The sequence below is a fragment of the Micromonospora sp. WMMC264 genome (genome assembly GCF_027497275.1).
Classification (GTDB): Bacteria; Actinomycetota; Actinomycetes; order Mycobacteriales; family Micromonosporaceae; genus Micromonospora; species Micromonospora chalcea.
In genome coordinates this window covers 5,702,106-5,724,672 of sequence record NZ_CP114907.1, presented here as the reverse complement: position 1 = coordinate 5,724,672, position 22,567 = coordinate 5,702,106, and the positions used below count along the sequence as shown (strand labels likewise).

General features: G+C 72.3%; 21 protein-coding genes. 10 read left to right on the top strand and 11 right to left on the bottom strand.

Going from position 1 to position 22,567, the window contains the following annotated elements; translation table 11 throughout:
* Positions 1-73: 73 nt before the first annotated feature.
* The 4 genes from O7542_RS25375 to pdhA form a co-directional block, all read right to left on the bottom strand.
* Complete coding sequence (locus O7542_RS25375; RefSeq protein ID WP_013283356.1) at positions 74-211, bottom strand: hypothetical protein; 138 nt, start codon at positions 209-211, stop codon at positions 74-76.
* A 224-nt stretch (positions 212-435) separates the two neighbouring features.
* Positions 436-1,893 carry a dihydrolipoamide acetyltransferase family protein gene (locus O7542_RS25370; RefSeq protein WP_043330772.1) on the bottom strand — a complete coding sequence of 486 codons (1,458 nt, stop codon included), beginning with the start codon at positions 1,891-1,893 and terminating at the stop codon, positions 436-438.
* A 5-nt stretch (positions 1,894-1,898) separates the two neighbouring features.
* Positions 1,899-2,888 carry an alpha-ketoacid dehydrogenase subunit beta gene (locus O7542_RS25365; RefSeq protein ID WP_030269708.1) on the bottom strand — a complete coding sequence of 330 codons (990 nt, stop codon included), beginning with the start codon at positions 2,886-2,888 and terminating at the stop codon, positions 1,899-1,901.
* Complete coding sequence (gene pdhA, locus O7542_RS25360; RefSeq protein WP_030500531.1) at positions 2,888-4,066, bottom strand: pyruvate dehydrogenase (acetyl-transferring) E1 component subunit alpha; 1,179 nt, start codon at positions 4,064-4,066, stop codon at positions 2,888-2,890. The genes O7542_RS25365 and pdhA overlap by 1 nt, the downstream gene beginning before the upstream one ends.
* A gap of 488 nt (positions 4,067-4,554) precedes the next feature.
* Here pdhA and O7542_RS25355 point away from each other — a divergent pair, with 488 nt between their 5' ends.
* Positions 4,555-5,352 carry a hypothetical protein gene (locus O7542_RS25355; RefSeq protein WP_166457379.1) on the top strand — a complete coding sequence of 266 codons (798 nt, stop codon included), beginning with the start codon at positions 4,555-4,557 and terminating at the stop codon, positions 5,350-5,352.
* Between the two features lie 670 nt (positions 5,353-6,022).
* Here O7542_RS25355 and O7542_RS25350 read toward each other — a convergent pair.
* From O7542_RS25350 to O7542_RS25340, 3 genes are read right to left on the bottom strand one after another with little or no spacing between them, the layout of a single operon-like run.
* Entirely contained in the window at positions 6,023-7,249 is a 1,227-nt protein-coding gene (locus O7542_RS25350; RefSeq protein WP_064447966.1) for a hypothetical protein, read from the bottom strand.
* A 52-nt stretch (positions 7,250-7,301) separates the two neighbouring features.
* Entirely contained in the window at positions 7,302-8,960 is a 1,659-nt protein-coding gene (locus O7542_RS25345) for a GTPase (RefSeq protein WP_166457394.1), read from the bottom strand.
* Between the two features lie 17 nt (positions 8,961-8,977).
* On the bottom strand, positions 8,978-10,795 hold the full coding sequence (locus tag O7542_RS25340; RefSeq protein ID WP_064447964.1) for an ABC transporter: 1,818 nt from the start codon (positions 10,793-10,795) through the stop codon (positions 8,978-8,980).
* Positions 10,796-11,006: 211 nt separating this feature from the next.
* Between O7542_RS25340 and dnaK the strand changes: the two genes are divergently transcribed.
* From dnaK to O7542_RS25315, 5 genes are all read left to right on the top strand, one after another.
* A complete protein-coding gene (dnaK, locus tag O7542_RS25335; RefSeq protein ID WP_043327583.1) occupies positions 11,007-12,878 on the top strand; it encodes a molecular chaperone DnaK in 1,872 nt (623 codons plus the stop codon).
* A 48-nt stretch (positions 12,879-12,926) separates the two neighbouring features.
* Positions 12,927-13,661: a nucleotide exchange factor GrpE gene (gene grpE / locus O7542_RS25330; RefSeq protein ID WP_043327582.1), complete on the top strand. Its 735-nt coding sequence runs from the start codon at positions 12,927-12,929 to the stop codon at positions 13,659-13,661.
* 79 nt (positions 13,662-13,740) lie between these two features.
* On the top strand, positions 13,741-14,922 hold the full coding sequence (gene dnaJ / locus O7542_RS25325) for a molecular chaperone DnaJ (RefSeq protein ID WP_043327581.1): 1,182 nt from the start codon (positions 13,741-13,743) through the stop codon (positions 14,920-14,922).
* A 24-nt stretch (positions 14,923-14,946) separates the two neighbouring features.
* Positions 14,947-15,387 carry a MerR family transcriptional regulator gene (locus O7542_RS25320; RefSeq protein ID WP_030500539.1) on the top strand — a complete coding sequence of 147 codons (441 nt, stop codon included), beginning with the start codon at positions 14,947-14,949 and terminating at the stop codon, positions 15,385-15,387.
* Between the two features lie 186 nt (positions 15,388-15,573).
* A complete protein-coding gene (locus O7542_RS25315; protein WP_043327580.1) occupies positions 15,574-15,780 on the top strand; it encodes a hypothetical protein in 207 nt (68 codons plus the stop codon).
* A 59-nt stretch (positions 15,781-15,839) separates the two neighbouring features.
* On the opposite strand, the gene O7542_RS25310 is transcribed toward O7542_RS25315, so the two are convergent.
* The 4 genes from O7542_RS25310 to O7542_RS25295 all read right to left on the bottom strand — a co-directional run bounded on the left by O7542_RS25310 (position 15,840) and on the right by O7542_RS25295 (position 18,447).
* A complete protein-coding gene (locus tag O7542_RS25310) occupies positions 15,840-16,268 on the bottom strand; it encodes a hypothetical protein (RefSeq protein ID WP_030500541.1) in 429 nt (142 codons plus the stop codon).
* Positions 16,269-16,432: 164 nt separating this feature from the next.
* Complete coding sequence (locus O7542_RS25305; RefSeq protein ID WP_043327579.1) at positions 16,433-17,650, bottom strand: cation:proton antiporter; 1,218 nt, start codon at positions 17,648-17,650, stop codon at positions 16,433-16,435.
* A 5-nt stretch (positions 17,651-17,655) separates the two neighbouring features.
* Positions 17,656-18,156, bottom strand: coding sequence for a cation:proton antiporter regulatory subunit (locus O7542_RS25300; protein WP_064447962.1), 501 nt, complete (start codon positions 18,154-18,156; stop codon positions 17,656-17,658).
* 72 nt (positions 18,157-18,228) lie between these two features.
* A complete protein-coding gene (locus O7542_RS25295; RefSeq protein WP_030500544.1) occupies positions 18,229-18,447 on the bottom strand; it encodes a winged helix-turn-helix domain-containing protein in 219 nt (72 codons plus the stop codon).
* A 217-nt stretch (positions 18,448-18,664) separates the two neighbouring features.
* On the opposite strand from O7542_RS25295, the gene O7542_RS25290 reads away from it, so the two are divergent.
* From O7542_RS25290 to O7542_RS25275, 4 genes are all read left to right on the top strand, one after another.
* Entirely contained in the window at positions 18,665-18,970 is a 306-nt protein-coding gene (locus tag O7542_RS25290; RefSeq protein ID WP_199495973.1) for a DivIVA domain-containing protein, read from the top strand.
* Positions 18,967-19,221, top strand: a complete 255-nt coding sequence (locus O7542_RS25285) for a hypothetical protein (RefSeq protein ID WP_104113392.1) — start codon at positions 18,967-18,969, stop codon at positions 19,219-19,221. The genes O7542_RS25290 and O7542_RS25285 overlap by 4 nt, the downstream gene beginning before the upstream one ends.
* 159 nt (positions 19,222-19,380) lie before the next feature.
* A complete protein-coding gene (clpB, locus tag O7542_RS25280) occupies positions 19,381-21,972 on the top strand; it encodes an ATP-dependent chaperone ClpB (RefSeq protein WP_069088108.1) in 2,592 nt (863 codons plus the stop codon).
* Positions 21,973-22,136: 164 nt separating this feature from the next.
* Positions 22,137-22,511 carry a hypothetical protein gene (locus O7542_RS25275; RefSeq protein WP_113972281.1) on the top strand — a complete coding sequence of 125 codons (375 nt, stop codon included), beginning with the start codon at positions 22,137-22,139 and terminating at the stop codon, positions 22,509-22,511.
* Positions 22,512-22,567: the final 56 nt, after the last annotated feature.

Here is a 22,567-nt window from a genome sequence, read left to right as displayed (position 1 = left end):
TGCCGATACGCCGAAGACCCGCCCGGTGTCGGGCGGGTCTTCGGACTGGAGGAGGTGAGAAAGGTCTGTGGCGTCAGCTCATGTGACGCTGGGCGATGGCGAGAAGCTCCTCGCGGACCGCGGGCGAGTTCGCGGAACGCAGCGCGTGCTCGATGGCGCGGGCGCGGCGGTTGGCGTCGCGGCGGGTGCGGATTCGCTCGATCATGCTCATCTTGGGTCTCTCCTCCTGGCTATTCGGTTGTCAGCCCCTTGATGTCTCTATTTAAGCGCACCAGGCCGCCCATCGCCATCGATTATTAGGTGAGCTGAACCACGTACCTAAGGATCGTAGGTCAGCCTGCCCTCAGATCCTATGATTCCGTTCCCGAAACGGTTACGGCCGGTGTGCCGGGCGTTCACCCGTGGCACACCGGCCGTGACCGGAGCGGTGGTGCGTCAGGTCCAGGCGAGCAGCGCCGCCTCCGGGTCGGCCAGGAAGTCCCCGATGTCGCGGAGGAACTTCGAGCCCAGCTCACCGTCGATGATGCGGTGGTCGAAGGAGAGGCCGAGCGTGGTCACCAGGCGCGGCTTCACCTTGCCCTTGTGCACCCACGGCTGCTCCCGTACCGCGCCGAAGGCGAGGATCGCCGACTCGCCCGGGGGCAGGATCGGCGTACCGGTGTCGACGCCGAAGACGCCGACGTTGGTGATGGTGAACGTGCCGCCGGACATGTCCGCCGGGGACGTCCTCCCCGACTTCGCGGTCTGCACCAGGTCCGTCATCGCGTCCGCCAGCTCGCGCAGCGAGAGCCGCCCGGCGTCCTTGATGTTCGGCACGATCAGGCCGCGCTCGGTGGCCGCCGCGATGCCGAGGTTGACGTACTCCTTCACCACGATCTCGTCGCCGGCCCAGGTCGAGTTGACCATCGGGTGCCGCTTGACCGCCAGCAGCACCGCCTTGGCGACCAGCAGCAGCGGCGAGACCCGCACGTCGCGCCACTCCCGCCGGTCACGCAGCCGGTCCAGCGCCTTCATCGCCCGGGTCACGTCGACGGTCAGGAACTCCGTCACGTGCGGGGCGGTGAACGCCGAGCGGGCCATGTTCTCCGCGGTGAGCTTGCGTACCCCCTTGACCGGGATGCGCTGCTCGCGGTCCGCGCCGAAGCTCGCGGCCGACGCGGCCGGCGTCGTGACCGTCAGCGGCTCGGCCGCCGCCGGGGTCGCGGTCGCCGCCCGCTGTACGTCCTCACGGGTGATCGAGCCGAGCGGACCCGAGCCGGTCAGCGTGGCCAGGTCGATGCCGAGGTCCTTCGCCAGCTTGCGGACCGGCGGCTTGGCCAGCACCGGACCGGAGACCCGGCCGTTGCCGTTGACCGCCGGGGCGGGAGCGGGCGGGGCGGGCGCGACAGGCGCGGGCGCCACCGGGGCGGCGGCCTGAGCCGGTGCCGGCGCGTCACCCTTGCGCGGGCGGCGCTTGGCCGGGGCGTTGCGCGGGCCGTAGCCGACCAGCACGGCGGTACGCCCACCCGGGGCCACACCACCGATCAGGCCCGGCTCGACCATGCCCTCGGCGGGCGCGACCTGGACCGCGGCGAGCGACGCTGCAGACGGAGCGGGCAGGTCCGACGCGGGGGTCGCGGTCGTCGACTCCTCGATCGGCCCGGCGCCCGGGTCGGTGTCGATCGCGATGATCGGCACGCCGACCTCGACAGTGGACCCCTCCGGGTGGAAGATCGCCTGCACCCGGCCGGCCCACTTCGCCGGGATCTCGACCGCCGCCTTCGCGGTCTCCACCTCGACGATCGGCTGGTTCAGCTCGATGTCGTCGCCGACCTTGACCAGCCAGGCGAGGATCTCGCCCTCGGTCAGGCCCTCGCCCAGGTCGGGAAGGTTGAACTCCTTGATCCGGGACATGCCGCTCACCAGCCGAACGTGCGGTCGACGGCGTCGAGCACCCGGTCCAGGTCGGGCAGGTACTCCTCCTCCACCCGGGCGGCCGGGTAGGGGGTGTCGAAGCCGGTCACCCGCAGCACCGGGGACTCCAGGGAGTAGAAGCACTCCTCGGTGATCCGGGCCGCGATCTCCGACCCGAGACCCAGGTTGCCCGGGGCCTCGTGCACGACCACGCAGCGGCCGGTGCGCCGCACCGACTCGTACGCCGCGGTCAGGTCCAGCGGCGAGATCGTGCGCAGATCGATGACCTCCAGCTCGCGGCCGTCCTCGGCGGCGGCGGTGGCCGCGTCGAGCGCGGTGCGCACCATCGGGCCGTACGCCAGGACCGTCGCGTCCGTGCCGGGCCGCGCGACCCGGGCCGAGTGCAGGGGGTACGCGTCGGCGATCGGCGCGTCCAGGTCCACCGGACCCTTCTCCCAGTAGCGCCGCTTCGGCTCCAGGAACACGATCGGGTCGTCCGACGCGATCGCCTGCTGGATCATCACGTACGCGTCCTGCGGGTTCGCGCAGCTCACCACCTTGAGACCGGCGGTGTGCGCGAAGTACGCCTCGGGCGACTCGGAGTGGTGCTCGACCGCGCCGATGCCGCCGCCGAACGGGATGCGGATGACCATCGGGATCCGCACCTTGCCCTGCGAGCGGTAGTGCATCTTCGCCACCTGCGACACGATCTGGTCGTACGCGGGGTAGACGAAGCCGTCGAACTGGATCTCGCAGACCGGACGGAAACCGCGGATGGCCAGGCCGACAGCGGTGCCGATGATGCCGGACTCGGCCAGCGGGGTGTCGATGACGCGCTGGTCGCCGAAGTCCTTCTGGAGGCCGTCGGTGATCCGGAACACGCCGCCGAGCTTGCCGACGTCCTCGCCCATGATGACGACCTTCGGGTCGTTCTCCAGGGCCCGCCGCAGGCCGGTGTTCAGTGCCTTGCCGAGGGTGAGCGTCTCCGTGGCCATCAGTGCGCGCTCCCCTCGAAGGACTCCATGTACTGCGTGAACCGGGCCCGCTGCTCGTCCAGCTCGGGAGAGCCGTTGGGGTAGACGTGGTCGAACATGCTCACCGGCTGCGGGTCGGGCATGGCGAGCACACGCTCGCGCAGGTGCACCGACTCGGTGCGGGCCTGCTCGTCGACCTCGGTGAAGAACGACTCGTCGGCGATCTTCTGCTTGGTCAGGAACGCCTTCATCCGGGCGATCGGGTCCTTCGCCTGCCACGCCTCGACCTCGCTGGCGATGCGGTAGCGGGTCGGGTCGTCGGAGGTGGTGTGCGCGCCCATCCGGTAGGTGTACGCCTCGATCAGGCTCGGGCCCTGGCCGTTGCGCGCGTTGTCCAGCGCGTGCCGGGTCACCGCGTACGACGCGAGCACGTCGTTGCCGTCCACCCGGACGCCGGGGAAGCCGAACCCGCCGGCCCGCCGGTACAGCGGCACGCGGGTCTGCCGCTCCAGCGGCTCGGAGATGGCGTACTGGTTGTTCTGGCAGAAGAACACCAGCGGGGCGTTGAAGACGCTGGCCCAGACGAACGACTCGTTGACGTCGCCCTGGCTGGTGGCGCCGTCGCCGAAGTAGGCGATGACCGCCTCGCCGTCCTCGCCGCCGGTCTTGCCGTCCATGGCGACACCCATGGCGTACCCGGTCGCGTGCAGGGTCTGCGCCCCGATCACGATCGTGTACATGTTGAACTTGAACTCGTTCGGGTCCCAGCCGCCCTGGTCGACGCCGCGGAACAGGCCCAGCGGCATGATCGGGTCGATGCCGCGGCAGTAGAGCACGCCGTGCTCGCGGTAGGTCGGGAACGCCATGTCCTGCGTACGCAGCGCCCGGCCGGAGCCGACCTGCGCCGCCTCCTGGCCCAGCAGGCTGGCCCACAGTCCCAGCTCGCCCTGGCGCTGCAGCGCGGTGGCCTCGGCGTCCAGCTTGCGGACCAGCACGAGGTCGCGGTAGAGCCCGCGGTACTCCTCGTCGGTGAAGTCGACGCGGTACTCGGTCCCGTCCGGGCCGAGCGCGGTCTCGATGCGCTCACCTTCCGGCGTGAGCAGCTGTACGAGTTCCGGTTCACCGGCCGCGGCGGCGCGCCTGGTGCGGGGTGCGGCCCGCTTGCTGCGGGTGGCGGCCCCGGGGTCGCCCTTTGCCATCCGTCTCTCCCTGTCTGTCTGCGCCGGCGCCGGGGGTTACCCGAGCCGAGCACCTCGTGCGCCCGCCCGGCTGATGCCGGGTCGGTCCCTGGCGACCGCGCCTGACCCCGGTAGGGGTTGCCGCGCGGCGTGAGCCGGAGTCGGTCGGGGACAGACCCAGGCCCGGGAGCGCCGGCGCCGTTCCGCACCAGCCGCGGGGTACGCGGAGGTGGCGGCTGCGTTGCCGTCGTGTCTGAATGATTGCAGAGGAGGTGAGCGGGCCCACAGTATGGCCTCCTTGGTGGGTGAGGTTCCATCGTCTTCATGACGGATAGCCGTCTTTGTCCCCAGTGGCGGGATCGGCTGACGTACAAAATGTGTGTCGACACGCGGTTGCGACTGGTGAACTGAGCGTCACTGGGTCAAGCTTGCGGTGAGCTGTTGCGCGGCATTTGTCCGAATATCCGCGCGTGCTCTCCCGTCCCCGTTCGCGCGTGAGGAGTGTGCCGGTGTCCGAACCAGAGGGTCCCCCCGGCTCACCCTTCCTCGGCCGGCACCGCGCGCTGCCCGCCTCCCCGTACCGCCGGGTCGTCGGCGCGCACCGCGCCCCCGGCGCCGGCGCCCCCAGCCGGGGCTACCTGCTCACAGTGGCGCTGCTCGCCGGCACCGCGTCGATGCCGATCCTCGCCGCCATCAGCACCGGATCGGCGACGGTGGGCAACAGCGCGCTCCCCGACACCAGCACCCCGTTCCTGCCGACACCCTCGATCGGGCCGGTGGTGATCCCGCCGCCCCAGGCGACCCAGCCCGCAGTGCCGTCCACGCCCACCCCCGACGTCACCTCCGTACCCCCGGCGCGGCCCGTCCTCCCCGCCGCGCCGAGCCTGCCCGACGACAGCGACCTCGCCGCCCGCCACCGGTCCCGCCCGGTGGCCGCGCCGCCGCCACCGTCCACGCCGGTCCGGCCCACCCCGGTCCGCCCGCCGCACCCCTCGCCGGTGCCCTCACCGTCGCCGTCGCACCCGCCGTCCGACCCGGGTACGCCGACGCCCGAGCCGAGCCCCAGCCCCGAGCCGTCCGCCACGTCCGTCGAGCCGACGCCCTCGGCAGGTTCGTCCGACCCGTCCGGCCCATCGGGTACGTCCGGTCCCGCTGATCCGTCGGGTCCTGCCGAGCCGACCGGTTCCGCTGGGCCGTCGGGTTCCGCCGAGCCGTCCGGTTCTGCCGAGCCGTCGGGTCCTGCCGGGTCGTCCGCCGCGTCCGCTCCTTCCGGCCTGGTCCGCCCATCGGTGTCCCGCGCCTCATGATCGACACCACTTCGGCGTAGTGGTGTGGTCCCGGCCGGTCCGATGCAGCCACCTCGCCGAGGTGGTGTCGATCAACAGGGGTCTGGGGGGTGTGCCCTCGTTCCGGGGTGGGGTGGTCGGGGGACGGCAGGCCTCATGATCGACACCGTTACGGGGTGGTGGTGTGGTCCCGGCCGGTCTGATGCGGCCACCTCGCCGAGGTGGTGTGGATCAACAGGGGTCCGGGGGCCTGGCCCTCGTGTGGGGTGGGGTGGTCTGGAGGGCGCAGGCTGCATGATCAACACCATTACGGGGTGGTGGTGTGGTTCCGGCCGGTCCGATGCAGCCACCTCGCCGAGGTGGTGTGGATCAACCGAGGTCCGGCTGGTCAGGGCATCGGCAGGCGCATGATCGACACCACTTCGCCGTGCTGGTGTCGATCAAGGAGGTTCGGGGAGGCCCCTCGCGCGGGGCACCCAGGGCCGCATGATCGACACCGTTACGCCGTGCTGGTGTGGTTCCGGCCGGCTCGATGCAGCCACCTCGGCGAGGTGGCGTGGATCAACGAGGGGCGGGGCCACCGAGGGCCGGCGCCCGCATGATCGACACCAGTACGGCGTAGTGGTGTGGTTCCGGCCGGGGTGATGCCGCCACCTCGCCGAGGTGGTGCCGATCATGCGTGTGCGACTGCCTAGGCCGGGTCGTCGGTCAGGCGGTGGCGGTTCGCCTCGATCCAGGCGTTGAGCGCCTCCGGGTCGTCCGGGTCCACGCCGTCCGCCATCAGCTGGGCGACCGCCGCGGTGGCCGGGCTGCGCCGCTCACCGGTGCTGTAGAGCCGCGCGAACTCCGGGACCATCTCGGTGATCGCCTCGTCCGTCCGGGCGGCCGCCGACTGCGACAGTCCGCGCTGCCGGGCCGCGTACGCCGCCCAGGCGCGCAGCACCCGGGGCAGCATCGCCGCGTCGTCCATGTCCAGCACGGCCCGGCGGTGCACCCAGTCGAGCAGGAACAGCTCGGCGACCATCGGGCTCCACCGCATCGGGTCGGCGTCCGGGAAGCTGGCCGCGTGGTCGAGCAGCAGGCCGAGGCAGAAGTGCAGCGAGGCCAGCTCGCCGTCGGCGACCTCGGGCAGGCCGAACCGGGACGCCTCGGGCGAGTCGAGGAATGCGCGTATCAGGCGGGTGCGCTCCTCGTCGGTGGGCGGCGGCACGACCGCCGGACCGGCCGGCGGGGTCGGCCCGGGCAGCGCGGCCAGCCGTGCGCCCACGAGCGCCCGGTCGGTGGCGAGCGAGCCCTGTGCGGGCAGCTCGGCGAGGTCGTCGGTGACCGCCAGGTGGCGGCTCACCTCGGCGTGCATCCGGGCCGGGTCCTCGGTACGGAACCAGGTGAACTCGTCCTCGGTGCAGATCTCCCGGGCCTGCTCCACGATCCGGGCCGCCGGGCCGCCGACGAAGACGTCCTTGGTGATGCCGATGTTGTGGTCGACCAGCGCCACCAGCGCGTGCTCCGGCCCGCCCTGTTCCTCGTCGTCGTACGCGAACGTGGCGAGGTAGGACGTCTGGTCGCCGTACACGTCGCCGTACGCCCAGGCGCCTGTGACGTGCACCCGGCCGAGCTGGCCGGCCCACGTCGGGGCGTACGCGCCGGGCCGGACCCGGGCGGCGCCCTCGGCGTCGGGCACCAGGGCGGCGAAGACGGCGCGCAGTGTGGTCGCGGCGGCGCTGCGCCGCCGGGACGTGGCGGCGAGGAAGCCGGTGACGAACTCGCGGACGGCCTGTTCCCGGTCGTGCTCCGCGACGGCGTAGACGCTGCCCAGCAACGCGGCGCCGAGCATCTCCGCGTCCAGGGCCGAGTCGAGCCTCGTCACGTCGCGCGCGGCGTGCAGAACCGCGTCGTAGGGGGTCTGTGGCGTGGCCATGCATCGACCCTACGCCGCGCGGGCCGCCCCCACACCGGTCAGCGCGCCGGGTTCAGCGCCGCACGGCTTCGCGCAGCGCCTCCCGGGCCGTGCCGTAGCGGGTCAGCACCGCCCACACCGGGTCCAGCACGTACTTCTCGCCGACGCTGCCCACCGACGTGAGCAGGCGTCGCTCGGCCCGCGCCCGGGCCCGGCGGGCCGCCCACCCGACCACCGGCCGGGTCAGCGCCGCGATCAGTAGCCCGGCCAGCAGGCCACCGAGCAGCAGGACCGTCGGCCACGGCACCACGCCGAGCGTGGGGTGTTCCAGCGGGGGCAGGCCGAGCAGGCGCACCGCGTACCCGAGGAGCAGCCAGACCAGGCCGGCCAGCGCGGCCAGGGTGACCACCCACTGGAGCACGCCGACCACCCGCCACCAGGCCGGCCGGCGGTCCATGCCCAGGTCGGTCGCGGCGACCGCGTGGTCGAGCGCGCCCGGCAGGTCGGCCTGCCGGGACCGGGCCGCCGCGGTCACCGCGGCCGGCCACGGCGCCGGCAGACCGGCGCCGTTCCGGTCGGCCACCGCGCGGATCGCCAGCGTGAGGGCCGAGCGCTGCGCGGCCGTCGGATCGGGTACGGAGGTGGCCGCGACCAGGCTGTCCGCCGGCGCGTCCGGGTCCCGCCCGGGCAGGTGCAGCCGGCGCAGCGGATCGGGTCGTAGCTTGCGCCAGCTCCGCAGCAGCGGCCAGCCGGTGTTGCTGACGGCCCGGTGCCGGTACGCCCCCTCGACCGCCGCCGCCACAGTCGGCACCCCGGCCGCCCCGGCCAGCGCCCGGTTCAGCTCCTGCGCCGAGGCGTCGCCGGGTTTGCTGCTCGGCGGTTCCGGCCCGACGAGCGGTTCGAGATCGGCCACCACGGCGTCCACGTCGCCGGAGAGCCGGCGCAGGGCGGCCTGCCGTTCGGCGACCGTACGCTCCAGCTCGGCCCGCAGGCCGCTCAGCCCGTTCGGGTCGACCGCTACCGTGGGCAGCAGCGGCACCCCGCCCAGCCCGTCCTCGTCGAGCAGCCGGCGCAGATCCTCGAGGACCTTGGGCAGCTCGGTCGGGTGCAGCCGGTCGGCCTGGTTGAGCACCACGACCGTGACGTCCTTGTGCCTGTGGAACTCGCGCAGATAGCTGGTGTGGATCACGCGGTCGGCGTACTTCTGCGGGTCGACCACCCAGACCACCAGGTCGACCAGGCCCAGCAGGCGGTCGACCTCCAGCCGGTGACCGTGCTGCACCGAGTCGAAGTCGGGCAGGTCGAGCAGGACGAGGCCGTGCAGCGTCGACTCGTCGTCGGCGTCCAGCGGGCTCTCCCGGACGAACCGGTGCCGGGGCAGCACGCCGATCCAGTCGAGCAGCCGGACCGCGCCGTCCAGCGGACCCCACACGCAGGCGTGCGCGACGCCGGTGGTCGGCCGGCGCACCCCGACCGGGGAGAGGTCGAGCCGGGCCAGCGAGTTGAACAGGCTCGACTTGCCGCTGCCGGTCGCGCCGGCCAGCGCGACCACCGTGTGCCGACCGGAGAGGGCGAGCCGGTCACCGGCCCGCTCGACCACCGTGTGCGCGGCGACCAGTTGAGCGTCGGGCACGTCGCCGTCCACCGCGGAAAGGAACCGCTGGATCGCCTGGAGGCGCTCGATGAGCACGTCCGGGTCGACCCGCTGCTCGCCGCGCAGCGCGTCCCGCATCCGTCCGACGACGTTACTCACTGGCGTCCGTCCTGCTCGGGGCTCGGAAACAGACCACTCCGGTGCCGGGCCCGCTCGACCTCCAGGGCGGCCCAGCGCAGCGCCGCGCCGGCGTTGTCGGCCGGGCGTTCGGCCTCGGTGCGGGCCAGGAAGCGCTCGGCTTCCTCGGCCAGCAGCTTGCCGGTCCGGTCGAGCAGGTCGATCCGGGCCTTGCGGGCCAGGTTCCGCACCGCCTGGTCGCCGAAGATCGCCTGGAGCACGGTCTGCCCGGCGACCGCCGTGCCGGTGCCGGCGGCGACCTCCAGCCCGGTGGGGATGAACGCGGTGGAGGCGAACACGCCGATCATGACGGCGAGGCCGGTGGCGTTCACCGCGTACGCCGCGGTGCGGGCCACGAACCGCCGGTCGCCGCCCTCGACCCGGACCAGTTCCAGCACGCCGCGCTGCCAGTCGCGGACCAGCTGCTCGGCCCGCTCCGGCAGGTCGGCCGAGGCGTGGGCCAGGTCCGGCTCAAGCAGCGCCGCGCCGGCCGGGTGCGCCTTCCAACCGGTGTACGCGTTCTCCGCCGCCTCGGCGGCCACGCCGCGCAGCAGCGTGACGAGCTGCGACTCGATCGCGGTACGCAGTTCCGCGGCGGGCGCGGGCCGCCCGGTGACCGCCGCGACGACCCGGTCCCGCAGCCGGCCGATGCGTGCCTCCAGGCCCCGGAAGAACTCGCCGGTGCCGATGAACTCCTGCCAGCGGGCCAGCACCTCGCCGCGCAGCAGCCGGCCGTCCCGGAGCCCCTGGTCGACGCTCCGCTCGGCGCCCCGGTACGCGGCCCGTACCCGTTCGTCCAGCGCGTCGGCCGCGGTGCACTGCTCGTCGGCGGCCTCGGCGAGCGCCTCCACCACCGGGTGCAGCGCGGCCAGCGCGCCGTCGAGCGTCTGCCGGACCACCGCGGCGCGGGCGTCGGCGTCGGCGGCGAGCCGGGCGAACCAGTCACTGAGCGGGGCGGTGATCCGGTCCGGCAGCAGCCCCTGCCCGTCCACCCAGGTCTCCGGCAGCACGAACAGCGGCGCGGCGCCCAGCTCCTGCTCGGCCAGCATCTCGGACAGGTGGGCGGCGACCTCGTCGGCGGCCTCCGGGGGGACCCGGTCCAGCACCATCGCCACTGCGGTGCCCCGGGCGCGGGCGCTGCGCAGCAGCTCCCAGGGGACGGCGTCGGCGTACCGGGCGGCGGTGGTGACGAACAGCCAGAGGTCGGCGGCGGCGAGCAGTTGCCCGGCGAGCGCCCGGTTGGCGTCGACCACCGAGTCGATGTCGGGCGCGTCGAGGAAGGCCAGGCCGGGCGGCAGCGCCGGTGCGGTGACCAGGTGCAGGGTGCCCGGCTGCTCGCTCGGCTCGGTGGTCCGGGTCAGGCCGGGCAGCAGCTCGCCCTGCCGGAACCAGGCCGCGTCGGTCGGGCTGCACACCAGCACCGGGGAGCGGGTGGTGGGGCGGAGCACCCCGGCCGCGCTGACCCGTGCCTGGACCAGGCTGTTGACGAGCGTCGACTTGCCCGCGCCGGTGGAGCCGCCGACCACCACCAGCAGCGGGGCGTCGAGCCGGGCCAGCCGGGGAAGCAGGTAGTCGTCGAGCTGGTCGGTGAGGCTCGTGGCGGCGTGCCGGGCCGGCTCGGCCGACGGGAGGGCGAGCGGGAAGCGGGCCGCGCCGATCGCCGACCGCAGGCCGGTGAGCGCGGCGGGCAGGCCCTCCGCGGCGTGCGCAGGCTGGTCGGCGCCGGTGGTGGCTCCGGTGCGGGCTGCGACGGCGGGCGCGCCGGCACGGGTGGCGGAATCGCCATGCGTCGTCACCGCTAAAGCGTGCCCGACCGACGCAAGGTAAGACAACCGGACAGTAGTAACGGTCGGGTTGCGCCGGGTCGGCTCAACCTCGACTTGCGGATTGGCGATGGCGTGGCACTATTGAGTCAAGTTCACTCAACTTGTGGTGCGGTCGCTTCCGGGCGGCCCTCCCGGGCAGGCCGTCTGACCTGCTCACCCGTTACGAAGCGAGGAAGCGAACATGGCACGTGCGGTCGGCATCGACCTCGGCACGACGAACTCCTGCGTCAGCGTTCTCGAGGGCGGTGAGCCCACCGTCATCGCCAACGCAGAGGGCTCGCGTACGACTCCCTCGATCGTCGCGTTCGCCCGCAACGGCGAGGTGCTCGTCGGTGAGGTCGCCAAGCGCCAGGCGGTGACCAACCCCGACCGGACCATCCGCTCGGTCAAGCGGGAGATCGGCACCAACTGGACCGTCGACATCGACGGCAAGAAGTACACCCCGCAGGAGATCTCGGCCCGCACGCTGATGAAGCTCAAGCGGGACGCCGAGGCGTACCTGGGCGAGCAGATCACCGACGCGGTGATCACCGTCCCCGCCTACTTCAACGACGGGCAGCGCCAGGCCACCAAGGAGGCCGGTGAGATCGCCGGCTTCAACGTGCTGCGGATCGTGAACGAGCCGACCGCGGCCGCCCTGGCGTACGGCCTGGACAAGGGTTCCAAGGAGCAGACCGTCCTGGTCTTCGACCTCGGTGGCGGCACCTTCGACGTGTCGCTGCTGGAGCTGGCCGAGGGCGTGGTGGAGGTCAAGTCCACCAGCGGTGACAACCAGCTCGGCGGTGACGACTGGGACCAGCGCATCATCGACCACCTGGTGAAGACGTTCCGCGGTGAGCACGGCATCGACCTCTCGCAGGACAAGATGGCCATGCAGCGGCTCAAGGAGGCGGCCGAGAAGGCCAAGATCGAGCTGTCCGCCGCCACCACCAGCAACATCAACCTGCCGTACATCACCGCCGGCTCGGCCGGCCCGCTGCACCTCGACGTGACGCTCAGCCGCGCCGAGTTCCAGCGCATGACGCAGGACCTGCTGGACCGCTGCAAGGGCCCGTTCGAGCAGGCCGTCAAGGACGCCGGCATCAAGATCTCCGACGTCGACCACGTCATCCTGGTCGGCGGCTCGACCCGGATGCCGGCCGTCACCGACCTGGTCAAGCAGCTCACCGGCCGGGACCCGAACAAGGGCGTCAACCCGGACGAGGTCGTCGCCGTCGGCGCCGCGCTCCAGGCCGGTGTGCTCAAGGGCGAGGTCAAGGACGTCCTGCTGCTCGACGTGACCCCGCTGAGCCTGGGCATCGAGACCAAGGGCGGCATCTTCACCAAGCTCATCGAGCGCAACACCACCATCCCGACCAAGCGCTCCGAGGTCTTCACCACGGCCGACGACAACCAGCCGTCGGTGCTGATCCAGGTGTTCCAGGGCGAGCGGGAGATCGCGGCCTACAACAAGAAGCTCGGCACCTTCGAGCTGACCGGCCTCCCGCCGGCCCCGCGCGGCGTGCCGCAGATCGAGGTCACGTTCGACATCGACGCCAACGGCATCGTGAACGTGCACGCCAAGGACCTGGGCACCGGCAAGGAGCAGAAGATGACGATCACCGGCGGCTCCTCGCTGCCGAAGGACGACATCGAGCGGATGCGCCGGGACGCCGAGGAGCACGCCGACGAGGACAAGCGCCGCCGCGAGGAGGCCGAGACCCGCAACGTGGCCGAGGCGCTCCAGTGGCAGACCGAGAAGTTCCTCGCCGAGAGCGGCGACAAGCTGCCCAGCGAGAACCGTGACCAGCTCAACGAGGCGCTCGGCGAGCTGCGCAGCGCGCTCGGCGGCCAGGACATCGAGAAGATCAAGTCCGCGCACGAGAAGCTGGCGCAGGTCTCCCAGCAGGCCGGCTCGCTGCTCTACGCCCAGCAGCAGGAGGGCGAGCAGGCGGCGCCGGGTGGCGCGGCCGGGCCGGGCGCCGGCGCGGGCGCGGGCGCGACCGGTGGCCCGAAGGCCGGCGGCGACGACGACGTGGTCGACGCGGAGATCGTGGACGAGGACAAGAAGTGACATCCGGTCCCGGACACGATTCGCACGGCAGAGGGATGAGGTAACCGCATGACGGACAAGCCACGCGCGGCCGACCCGGGTGCCACCGGGTCGGCGGGCGCCGGCAAGGACGCCGGCGACGAACCCCGGGTCGTCATCCGCGACAAGCGCAAGCTCGGCAAGGTGACCGAGCAGCCGGCGAACGACGCCTCGGCGGCGGACGCCGCTGCCGACGCGCCCGCCGAAGGGCTGGTCGAGGAGGCCGAGGTCGTGGTCGACGAGATCGGCGGCGAGGCCGAGGTCACCGGGCCGACGGTGGTCGACTCCCCGGCCGAGCCGAGCGGGGAGACGGAGGCGACCGCGCCGCTCGGCGCCGAGCTGGAGTCGCTCCGCACCGACCTGGAGGAGCGCACCCGCGACCTCCAGCGGGTCACGGCGGAGTACGCCAACTACCGCAAGCGGGTCGACCGGGACCGCAACCTGGTCCAGGAGCAGGCCACCGGCACTGTGCTCAGCGCGCTGCTGCCGATCCTGGACGACCTGGACCGGGCCCGTGAGCACGGCGATCTGGTGGGCCCGTTCGGCAGCGTGGCCGAGCAGCTCACCGCCGCGCTGGGCAAGTTCGGCCTGACCGCGTTCGGCGAGAAGGGCGACCCGTTCGACCCGACCCGGCACGAGGCGGTGGCGCACCAGACCTCCGCCGACGTGACCGAGTCGACCTGCGTACAGGTCATGCGCCGCGGTTACCAGCTCGGCGAGCGGCTGCTGCGGCCCGCCATGGTCGCGGTCGCGGACCCGGAGTAGTGCCGACCCGTGACGTCCCGCCCGCCCCCACCGGGCGGGCGGGACGGCCGGGCTTCGACCCGTGGAAGGGGGTGGACCGGTGAGTTCCAAGGACTGGATCGAGAAGGACTACTACGCCGCGTTGGGCGTGGAGAAGTCCGCCTCCTCGGACGAGATCAAGAAGGCGTACCGCAAGCTGGCCCGGGAGTCGCACCCGGACCACAACCCCGGCGACACCGGGGCCGAGGAGCGGTTCAAGACCGTCTCCGAGGCGTACGCGGTGCTGGGCGACGAGAAGAAGCGACGCGAGTACGACGAGATGCGCTCGCTGTTCGGCTCGGGCGCCTTCCGCCGCAGCGCCCGCGGCGCGGGCCAGCCGGGCGGCGTGCCGTTCGACGTCTCCGACCTGTTCGGCGGCGGCGCGGGCGGCGGGGACACCCGGTTCGGCGGCGGCGGTTTCACCGACCTGTTCAGCTCGATCTTCTCCGGCGGCGGGGGTGGCGCGGCGCGTCCGCGCGGTCCGGCGCGGGGCCGGGACGTCGAGACCGAGGTGGCGCTCGATTTCGAGGATGCGGTACGCGGCGTCACGCTGCCGCTGACGCTGCGCGCGCCCGGCGTCTGCGACACCTGCCACGGCAACGGCGCGAAGCCGGGTACCCAGCCGGTGGCCTGCCCGGTCTGCCACGGCGCCGGCGTGACCACCCGCAACCAGGGGTCGTTCAGCTTCTCCGAGCCGTGCCGCAACTGCCAGGGCGTCGGCACGATCGTCGAGGAGAAGTGCCCGGAGTGCCACGGCACCGGCGGTGTCACCAAGACCCGCACGCTGAACGTGCGCTTCCCGGCCGGGGTGGCCGACGGGCAGCGGATCCGCCTGGCCGGCCGGGGTGAGCCCGGTGAGCGGGGCGGCGCGGCCGGCGACCTGTTCGTGCAGGTGAAGGTCCGCCCGGACGAGCTGTTCGGGCGTACCGGGGACGATCTGACCCTGAACGTCCCGATCACCTACGCCGAGGCGGTCCTCGGCACCGACCTGCGCGTGCCGACCCTGGACGGGACGGTGACGCTGCGGGTGCCACCGGGTACGCCCAGCGGGCGGGTGCTGCGCGCCCGCGGCAAGGGCGTCGTACGCAAGGACGGCCGCGCCGGTGACCTGCTGGTCACGCTCGACGTGGTGGTCCCGGCGAAGGTCTCGGACGAGGCGCGGGCGGCGCTGGAGACCTTCGCGGAGCAGACTCCGCCCGCCGCGCGGGAACATCTCGACGCGCGGGTACGTCGATTCAGTTGACGGCGGCAGCGGAGGTGAGCGGGCATGTCGGAGGAGTACGTCGGCTCGGGTGACCCGGCCTACGAGGCCAAGGTGTTGATGATCTCGGTGGCTGCGCGGATGGCGGGGATGCACCCCCAGACGCTGCGCCAGTACGACCGGCTGGGCCTGGTGCAGGCGGGCCGGGCGTCCGGCGGTGGTCGCCGGTACAGCGTCCGGGACGTGGTGCTGCTGCGCGAGGTGCAGCGGCTCAGCCAGGACGACGGGATCAACCTGGCCGGGGTCAAGCGGATCATCGGGCTGGAGCGGCTGCTCGAAGAGGCACAGCAGCGGGTGGCCCGGCTGGAGGCGGAGCTGGACGCCGCGTACCGGCGGATCGCCGAGCTGGAGTCGCTCGGTGGCTTTGCCCGCGGCGACCTCGTGCCGACCAACCGCACGTCCACCGCGCTCGTCGTCTGGCGACCACGCCGCGCTCCCGACCGCTGACCTTTCACCGGAAGGCCGGCGCGCCCCGCTCCCCCGGGGCCGCGCCGGCCTTCGTACGTCCGGCCCTCGTGCGTCCCTGGTTCGGGGCGCTCGTCGGGGAAAGCGGGATGCGGCAGGGCGCTGTCGACTAGGCTCGCCGGTAGGGCAAAAACCCCTAAATCGGACGCCGAGTTGGCAGGGGGAGCCATGGCGGAACCGGCTAAGAAGGTGGCGGAACGCGCCGAGGAACGGCTGGAGAAAGTGGCCGAGAACGTCCGCGAGCGGTTCGACCGGGTCACCGAGGGACGCTTCAGCGACAAGGTCAAGGAAGGGCGCTTCGCCGACCAGACGGACCACGGCGTAGACCGGGCCCGGGACGACGAGAGGCGCAAGAAGCAGGGCGGGTCGACCTGACGATCCGCCGACGTGCGGGCCGGGATCCACGGGGGATCCCGGCCCGTTCGCCGTTCGCGTCAGAGGCGGCGGTTCTCGCGGACCAGGCCGCCCTCGCACCAGTCCCGGTAGACGAACAGGTCGGGCCGGGCGAGCAGCACGCGGCTGTTGTGCGCCCAGTTGCGCATCAGGTCGTCACCGGCGCGTTCGGCCTGCTCGACAAGCTTGCGGAACCGGCGTTTGGGATGGGCGCGGAAGTTCGTCCGGATGCCGTCGGCGGCGTAGATGTAGAGGCAGTGCAGCGCGAACCGCCGGGCCGGGCAGCGCTCGTCCATCGCCAGGTCGAACAGCGTCTGCACCAGATGGTCACCGGCGACCAGCAGGTCCCAGTCGGGCGGCATCGAGGTCAGCGGCACCGAATCCGGTTGATAGGCCCACGCCCGGAGTTCGGCGGGCGAGGGATCGACCGGATTGGCGAAGCCGTGGAACGTATCTTCCTGCACGCTCACCGGCCGACCTTCCGCTTGCGCTGGCGGGGGCACCGGCCACCCGCGGACCCTGGCTGCTGGGCCGAAACGTTAACGCGGCTGAGCGGAGCAGTGGTAGACCTTCCGGGGATCAATTTGACAACGCCGGGCCGGATCTGCCTGTGGCAGGTCCGGCCCGGCGCGGGTCAGTCCCCGGTCGGCGCGGGCAACGCCGCTGCCGCACGGGCGGCGGCGGCGCGGGAGCGCAGCCACTGCTTGAACCACTGGGTGTCGGGCAGCCGGGCGAGCAGCGGCCCGGTCACCACCGTGATCAACACGTACGCGGTGGCGAGCGCCGCCAGCTTCGGGTTCACCGGGTAGGCGGCCGCGACGGCCAGTCCGGCGATGACGATGGAGAACTCGCCGCGCGGGGTCAGCGCCAGGCCGGCCCGCCAGCGACCGGGCTCGGCGATCCCCGCCCGGCGGGCGGCCAGGTAGCCGGTGGCCACCTTCGTCGCCATGGTGACCACTGCCAGCACCAGCGCCGGCAGCAGCACCGGCGGCATGTCCAGCGGGTTGGTGACCAGCCCGAAGAACACGAAGAAGACAGCGGCGAAGAGATCCCGCAGCGGGGAGAGCAGTTCGGTGGCGTGGTGCGCCACCGGCCCGGACAACGCGATGCCGACCAGGAACGCGCCGACAGCGGCGGAGACCTGGAGTTTGGCCGCGATACCGGCGACCAGCAGGGTCAGGCCGAGCACCCCGAGCAGGAGCGCCTCCGGGTCCTTGGCGGAGAGCGCAGCGGAGATCAGGTGGCCGTACCGGATCGCCACGGCCAGCACCACGACGACGGTGAACACCGCGATGGCGAGCGCGATGCCGCCCTTCATCAGGCCGACCCCGGCGAGCAGCGCGGTGACCAGCGGCAGGTAGAGGGCCATCGCCAGGTCCTCGATCACCAGGACGGAGAGGATCACCGGCGTCTCCCGGTTACCGACCCGGCCCAGGTCGCCGAGCACCTTGGCGATCACGCCCGACGACGACACCCAGGTGACGCCTCCGAGCACCACTGCGGCGACCCAGCCCCACCCGAGCAGCAGCGCGAACCCGAAGCCGGGCAGCGCGTTGAGCACCGCGTCGATCAGACCGGCCGGCGCGGCCGAGCGGAGGTTGCCCACCAGTTCGTTGGCGCTGTACTCCAGGCCGAGCATGACCAGCAGCAGGATCACGCCGATCTCGGCGCCGACGGCGAAGAACTCCTCGCTGGCGTTGAGCGGCAGCAGGCCACCGTGCCCGAACGCCAGGCCGGCGAGCAGGTAGAGCGGGATGGGCGAGACACCGACGCGACGGCTCAGCCGGCCGAGCAGGCCGAGTAGGAGCAGCAGCGCACCGACCTCGATGAGCAGGATTGTGGTTTCGTGCATACGCGTCAGACGTCCGGGTCGGTCTCGGCGAGGATCGCGGTCACGCCGTCGAGCCCCTGGCGGGTACCGACCACGACGACCACGTCGCCGGCTTCGAACCGGAAAGTGGGATCCGGCGAGACGTTCACCGTGCCCTGACGCAGCACGGCGACGATCGACGCGCTGGTCCGGGTCCGGGCCTTGGTGTCACCCAGCCGCTTGCCGACGTACTTCGAGCCGGCCGGAATGGCGATCTGCTCGGTCAGCAGCCCGGCGGCCTGCTCGCGCAGCCCGGAGAGCTGACCCAGCATCAGCGACGCGCCGAGGATGTCGGCGAGCGCCTCCGCCTCGTCGTCCGTCAGGGGGATGTCGTGCTGACAGGAGTCGGGATCTTCCGGGTCGTAGAGGACCAGGTCGCGACGGCCATTGCGGTGGGAGACCACACCGAGCCGGCGGCCGGACTCCGTCATCAGGTCATGACGTACGCCGATACCCGGCAGGGCGGTCTGTTCGACACGTACTCGCACGCGGGTGAGGCTACTCCGGGCGCGCACCTGCTGCGTCCGGGGTCGAACTACAGGCTGGTCGATGCGACTCGTCTAGGCACGTTCGGCCACGAACACGCCGACACCTTCAAGGGTCTCGGTGAGGCCGGTCGCCCGCAGGATCATCATCGCCTTGCCGACGACGGTGTCGGAGACGCCGTATTCCTTGCAGAGTTGGGCACGGCTCGGCAGCTTGGTGCCGGGTGGCCACTCTCCCGAATCGATCTTGCTCTTCAGCTCGTCTGCGAGCACCTGGTACTGCTGCTTGGGCATACACACTCCCCGGATGGCACGCCCATTCGACCATGCACCCACCTCCAACCTCAAGCAATTGTGGGTCGATCGTTGACCTACGACTGGTACCGATTGTAGGTTGCTGACGAACGCTCCCGGATGGCACCTGGAGCTTTCCCGGGTCGGGGCGGGCATCCCCCGTGGCTCGTCCCGACCCCCGTCCTCTGCGAGAAGGGACAGTGTCGTGCGCAACCTCCTGCGAATACGTCCGAAGCGGCGGAACGCGCGCCCGCCCGACTCCGCGCCGGGCGCCGCGTACCGCTCCGCGTCGTACCTTCCGCTCCGGCCCTGGCAGGTGCGGGGCCGCCGCTTCGCGACGCGCCGCCGGGGGCTGGACCCCGCCGAGGTCGCCGCGTTCCTCGACCGCGTGGCCGGTGACCTCGCCGCCGCGTACGCCGAAGTCGCCCGGAGCCGTGAGGAGACGGCGCGGATCAAGGGCGCGTTGCGCGAGTGGCAGTCCCGTCAGGCTCCCTCGATGCGCGACCTGGCCGGGCGGCCGTGACCGGGCGGTACGTGATCCATCTGCCGGTGCGCGCGGCCGATCTGGCCCGGGCGAAGATGCTCGGTCGCACGGCCGGCCGGTCGTTGGCGTTCCTCGCGGTGGTGGAGTTGGGCGGGATCACCGTGTCGACGGAGGACGACCAGGCCGTACGCCATTGGGTTTTCTGCGACCGCAAGCTGGACGGCGGCCGGCGTTGCGTGCTGCGCGCCGACCACGAGACCCCTTGCCTCACGCGCCTCCCGCGTCGCTGAGATCTTGGTACGAAAGGGCCCCTATGAGGGCCGTTTCGTACCAAGACCTACCCGGCCTCGCCGCCGGAGGGTGACTCAGGTCACAGGGGTGGAGTTGAGCGGAATAGACTCAACTCTGGTTGTGTCATGTCCAGTGGACACGCCGATCCGGGGGAGCCCATGAACACGGAACGTCTCACCACCAAGAGCCGCGAGGCCATCACCGGTGCCGTCGCGCTGGCGAACCAGCGCGGTCACGCCACCGTGGAGCCCTGGCACCTGCTGCTGTCACTGCTGGACACCGAGGGCTCGACCGCCGCGGGCCTGCTGCGCGCCGTCGGGGCCGACCCGGCCGAGCTGCGCCGCGTCGCCCTGCGCTCGGTCGACGCGCTGCCCGCCGCGCGTGGGTCGAGCATCGCCGAGCCGACGCTGGCCCGCGAGTTCGTCAACGCCATCGGCGCCGCCGAGCAGATCGCGCGGCCGCTGGGCGACGAGTACACCTCCACCGAGCACCTGCTGGCCGGGCTGGCCCGGGTCGGCGGCGCGGTCTCGGTCGCGCTGAAGAACTCGGGCGCCACCGAGGAGAATCTGGTCGCCGCGTTCCCGACCGTCCGGGGCGGGGACCGCCGGGTCACCACCGCCGACCCGGAGCAGACCTACCAGGCCCTGGCCAAGTACGGCGTGGACCTCACCGCCAGCGCCCGCGACGGCAAGATCGACCCGGTGATCGGCCGGGACTCGGAGATCCGCCGGGTGATCCAGGTGCTGTCCCGGCGTACCAAGAACAACCCGGTGCTGATCGGCGAGCCGGGCGTCGGCAAGACCGCGATCGTGGAGGGCCTGGCCCAGCGGATCGTGGCCGGCGACGTGCCGGAGTCGCTGCGGGACAAGAAGCTCGTCTCGCTCGACCTCGGCGCGATGGTCGCCGGCGCGTCGTACCGCGGCCAGTTCGAGGAGCGGCTGAAGTCCGTGCTGGAGGAGATCAAGAACTCCGACGGCCAGGTCATCACGTTCCTCGACGAGCTGCACACCGTGGTCGGCGCCGGCAAGGGCGAGGGCTCGATGGACGCCGGCAACATGCTCAAGCCGATGCTGGCGCGCGGTGAGCTGCGGATGGTCGGCGCGACGACGCTCGACGAGTACCGCGAGCACATCGAGAAGGACCCGGCGCTGGAGCGCCGCTTCCAGCCGGTGCTGGTCGGCGAGCCGACCATCGAGGACACCATCGGCATCCTGCGCGGGCTCAAGGAGCGCTACGAGGTGCACCACGGCGTACGCATCACCGACGCCGCCCTGGTCGCCGCCGCCGCGCTCTCCGACCGGTACATCACCGACCGCTTCCTGCCGGACAAGGCGATCGACCTGGTGGACGAGTCCGCGTCCCGGCTGCGCATGGAGATCGACTCGCGCCCGGTCGAGGTGGACGAGATCGAGCGGGCGGTACGCCGCCTGGAGATCGAGGAGATGGCGCTGGCCAAGGAGCCGGACGCCGCGTCCGCCGAGCGCCTGGAGCGGCTGCGCAAGGAGCTGGCCGACAAGCGCGAGCAGCTCACCGCTCTCTCCGAACGCTGGCAGACCGAGAAGAGCCACATCACCAAGCTCTCCACCGCCAAGGAGGAGCTGGAGCGCCTCGGCGGCGAGGCCGAGCGGGCCGAGCGCGACGGCGAGCTGGAACGCGCCGCCGAGCTGCGGTACGGCCGGATCCCGGCGCTGCGGACCGAGCTGAAGCAGGCCGAGGAGGAACTGGCCCGGCTCCAGGCCGACGGCGCGATGCTCAAGGAGGAGGTCGGCGCGGACGACATCGCCGCGGTGGTCGCCTCCTGGACCGGCATCCCCGCCGGCCGGCTGCTCGAAGGCGAGACCGCCAAGCTGCTCCGGATGGAGGAGTCGCTGCGGGCCCGCGTCGTCGGCCAGGCCGAGGCGGTGGGCGCGGTCTCCGACGCGGTACGCCGCGCCCGGGCCGGCGTCGCCGACCCGGACCGCCCGACCGGCAGCTTCCTGTTCCTCGGACCGACCGGCGTCGGCAAGACCGAGCTGGCAAAGGCGCTCGCCGAGTTCCTCTTCGACGACGAGCGGGCCATGGTCCGCATCGACATGAGCGAGTACGGCGAGAAGCACTCGGTGGCCCGCCTGGTCGGCGCCCCGCCCGGATACGTCGGGTACGAGGAGGGCGGCCAGCTCACCGAGGCGGTACGCCGCCGCCCCTACTCGGTGATCCTGCTCGACGAGGTGGAGAAGGCCCACCCGGACGTCTTCGACGTACTGCTGCAGGTGCTCGACGACGGCCGCCTCACCGACGGTCAGGGTCGCACCGTGGACTTCCGCAACGCGATCCTGATCCTCACCTCGAACCTGGGCTCGTCGGTGATCAGCGACCTGACGCTCACCGAGAACGAGCGCCGGGAGGGCGTGCTCGCGGTGGTCCGGTCGCACTTCAAGCCGGAGTTCCTCAACCGGCTCGACGACATCGTGGTGTTCGCCGCGCTCCAGGGCGAGGACCTGCGGTCGATCGTGGACATTCAGCTCGACCGGATGCGCCGCCGACTGGCCGACCGTCGGCTGGGCCTGGAGATCACCGAAGCGGCCCGGACCTGGCTGGCCGAGCACGGGTACGACCCGATCTACGGCGCCCGCCCGCTGCGCCGGCTGGTGCAGTCGGCGATCGGCGACCAGCTCGCGAAGGCGCTGCTGGCCGGTGAGATCCGCGACGGCGACACGGTCCGCGTCGACCTGTCCGACACCAAGGAGTCCCTGGCGGTCACCGCCGCCTGACCAGCTCCTGCGAAGGCCCGGCCCTCTTGGCCGGGCCTTCGCCGTTCCCGGCCGCGCCCTGCTCGTGGAGGTTGTTAACAAGGGGCCCTTCCTCTACCGGAGGCGTTAAAAGGGGGCCCTTCCTTGCGGTTGGAGGGGGTGGCGGGGTGGGCACATAGTGGGGCATGAGTGTGTGGGAGCGGGAACTGGACGAGGCGGCGCGGGAACTCGACGGCGCGGACACCCTCGCCTTCGGCGGGGTGGGACTGGCGGGGCAGGTGCTGCCCGCGACCGAGGCGTACCGACGGCTGGAACAGGGGTTGCGGGAGCACCCGGAGGCGGCCCGCAAGCGGGTCGACAAGCTGCTCCGCAAGGGTTCCCCGGCCGGCCGGGCGTACGCGGCCACGTTGCTGGAGGCGGTCGACCCGGCCGCCGGGCGGGACGCCTGGGCGCGGCTGCGCGACGACGACGGCGAGTTCACCACGTTCTCCGGCTGCCTCATGGGCCGCGCCACGCTGGGTGAATACGCCGCCGACCGGCTCGCCGGCGGCGAGCAGTAGCTGACCGCACACTCAGCGAACGGGACTTCAGAAGGCGTGCATGCGGTTGTTACCGT

Coding starts and splice junctions, on each gene's coding strand:
- O7542_RS25320 (WP_030500539.1), top strand. CDS start 14,947: ATGTCGGAGGAGTACGTCGGCTCGGGTGACCCGGCCTACGAGGCCAAG.
- grpE (WP_043327582.1), top strand. CDS start 12,927: ATGACGGACAAGCCACGCGCGGCCGACCCGGGTGCCACCGGGTCGGCG.
- pdhA (WP_030500531.1), bottom strand. CDS start 4,066: ATGGCAAAGGGCGACCCCGGGGCCGCCACCCGCAGCAAGCGGGCCGCA.
- O7542_RS25350 (WP_064447966.1), bottom strand. CDS start 7,249: ATGGCCACGCCACAGACCCCCTACGACGCGGTTCTGCACGCCGCGCGC.
- dnaK (WP_043327583.1), top strand. CDS start 11,007: ATGGCACGTGCGGTCGGCATCGACCTCGGCACGACGAACTCCTGCGTC.
- O7542_RS25305 (WP_043327579.1), bottom strand. CDS start 17,650: ATGCACGAAACCACAATCCTGCTCATCGAGGTCGGTGCGCTGCTGCTC.
- O7542_RS25345 (WP_166457394.1), bottom strand. CDS start 8,960: ATGCGGGACGCGCTGCGCGGCGAGCAGCGGGTCGACCCGGACGTGCTC.
- O7542_RS25295 (WP_030500544.1), bottom strand. CDS start 18,447: ATGCCCAAGCAGCAGTACCAGGTGCTCGCAGACGAGCTGAAGAGCAAG.
- clpB (WP_069088108.1), top strand. CDS start 19,381: ATGAACACGGAACGTCTCACCACCAAGAGCCGCGAGGCCATCACCGGT.
- O7542_RS25275 (WP_113972281.1), top strand. CDS start 22,137: ATGAGTGTGTGGGAGCGGGAACTGGACGAGGCGGCGCGGGAACTCGAC.
- O7542_RS25375 (WP_013283356.1), bottom strand. CDS start 211: ATGAGCATGATCGAGCGAATCCGCACCCGCCGCGACGCCAACCGCCGC.
- O7542_RS25370 (WP_043330772.1), bottom strand. CDS start 1,893: ATGTCCCGGATCAAGGAGTTCAACCTTCCCGACCTGGGCGAGGGCCTG.
- O7542_RS25315 (WP_043327580.1), top strand. CDS start 15,574: ATGGCGGAACCGGCTAAGAAGGTGGCGGAACGCGCCGAGGAACGGCTG.
- O7542_RS25365 (WP_030269708.1), bottom strand. CDS start 2,888: ATGGCCACGGAGACGCTCACCCTCGGCAAGGCACTGAACACCGGCCTG.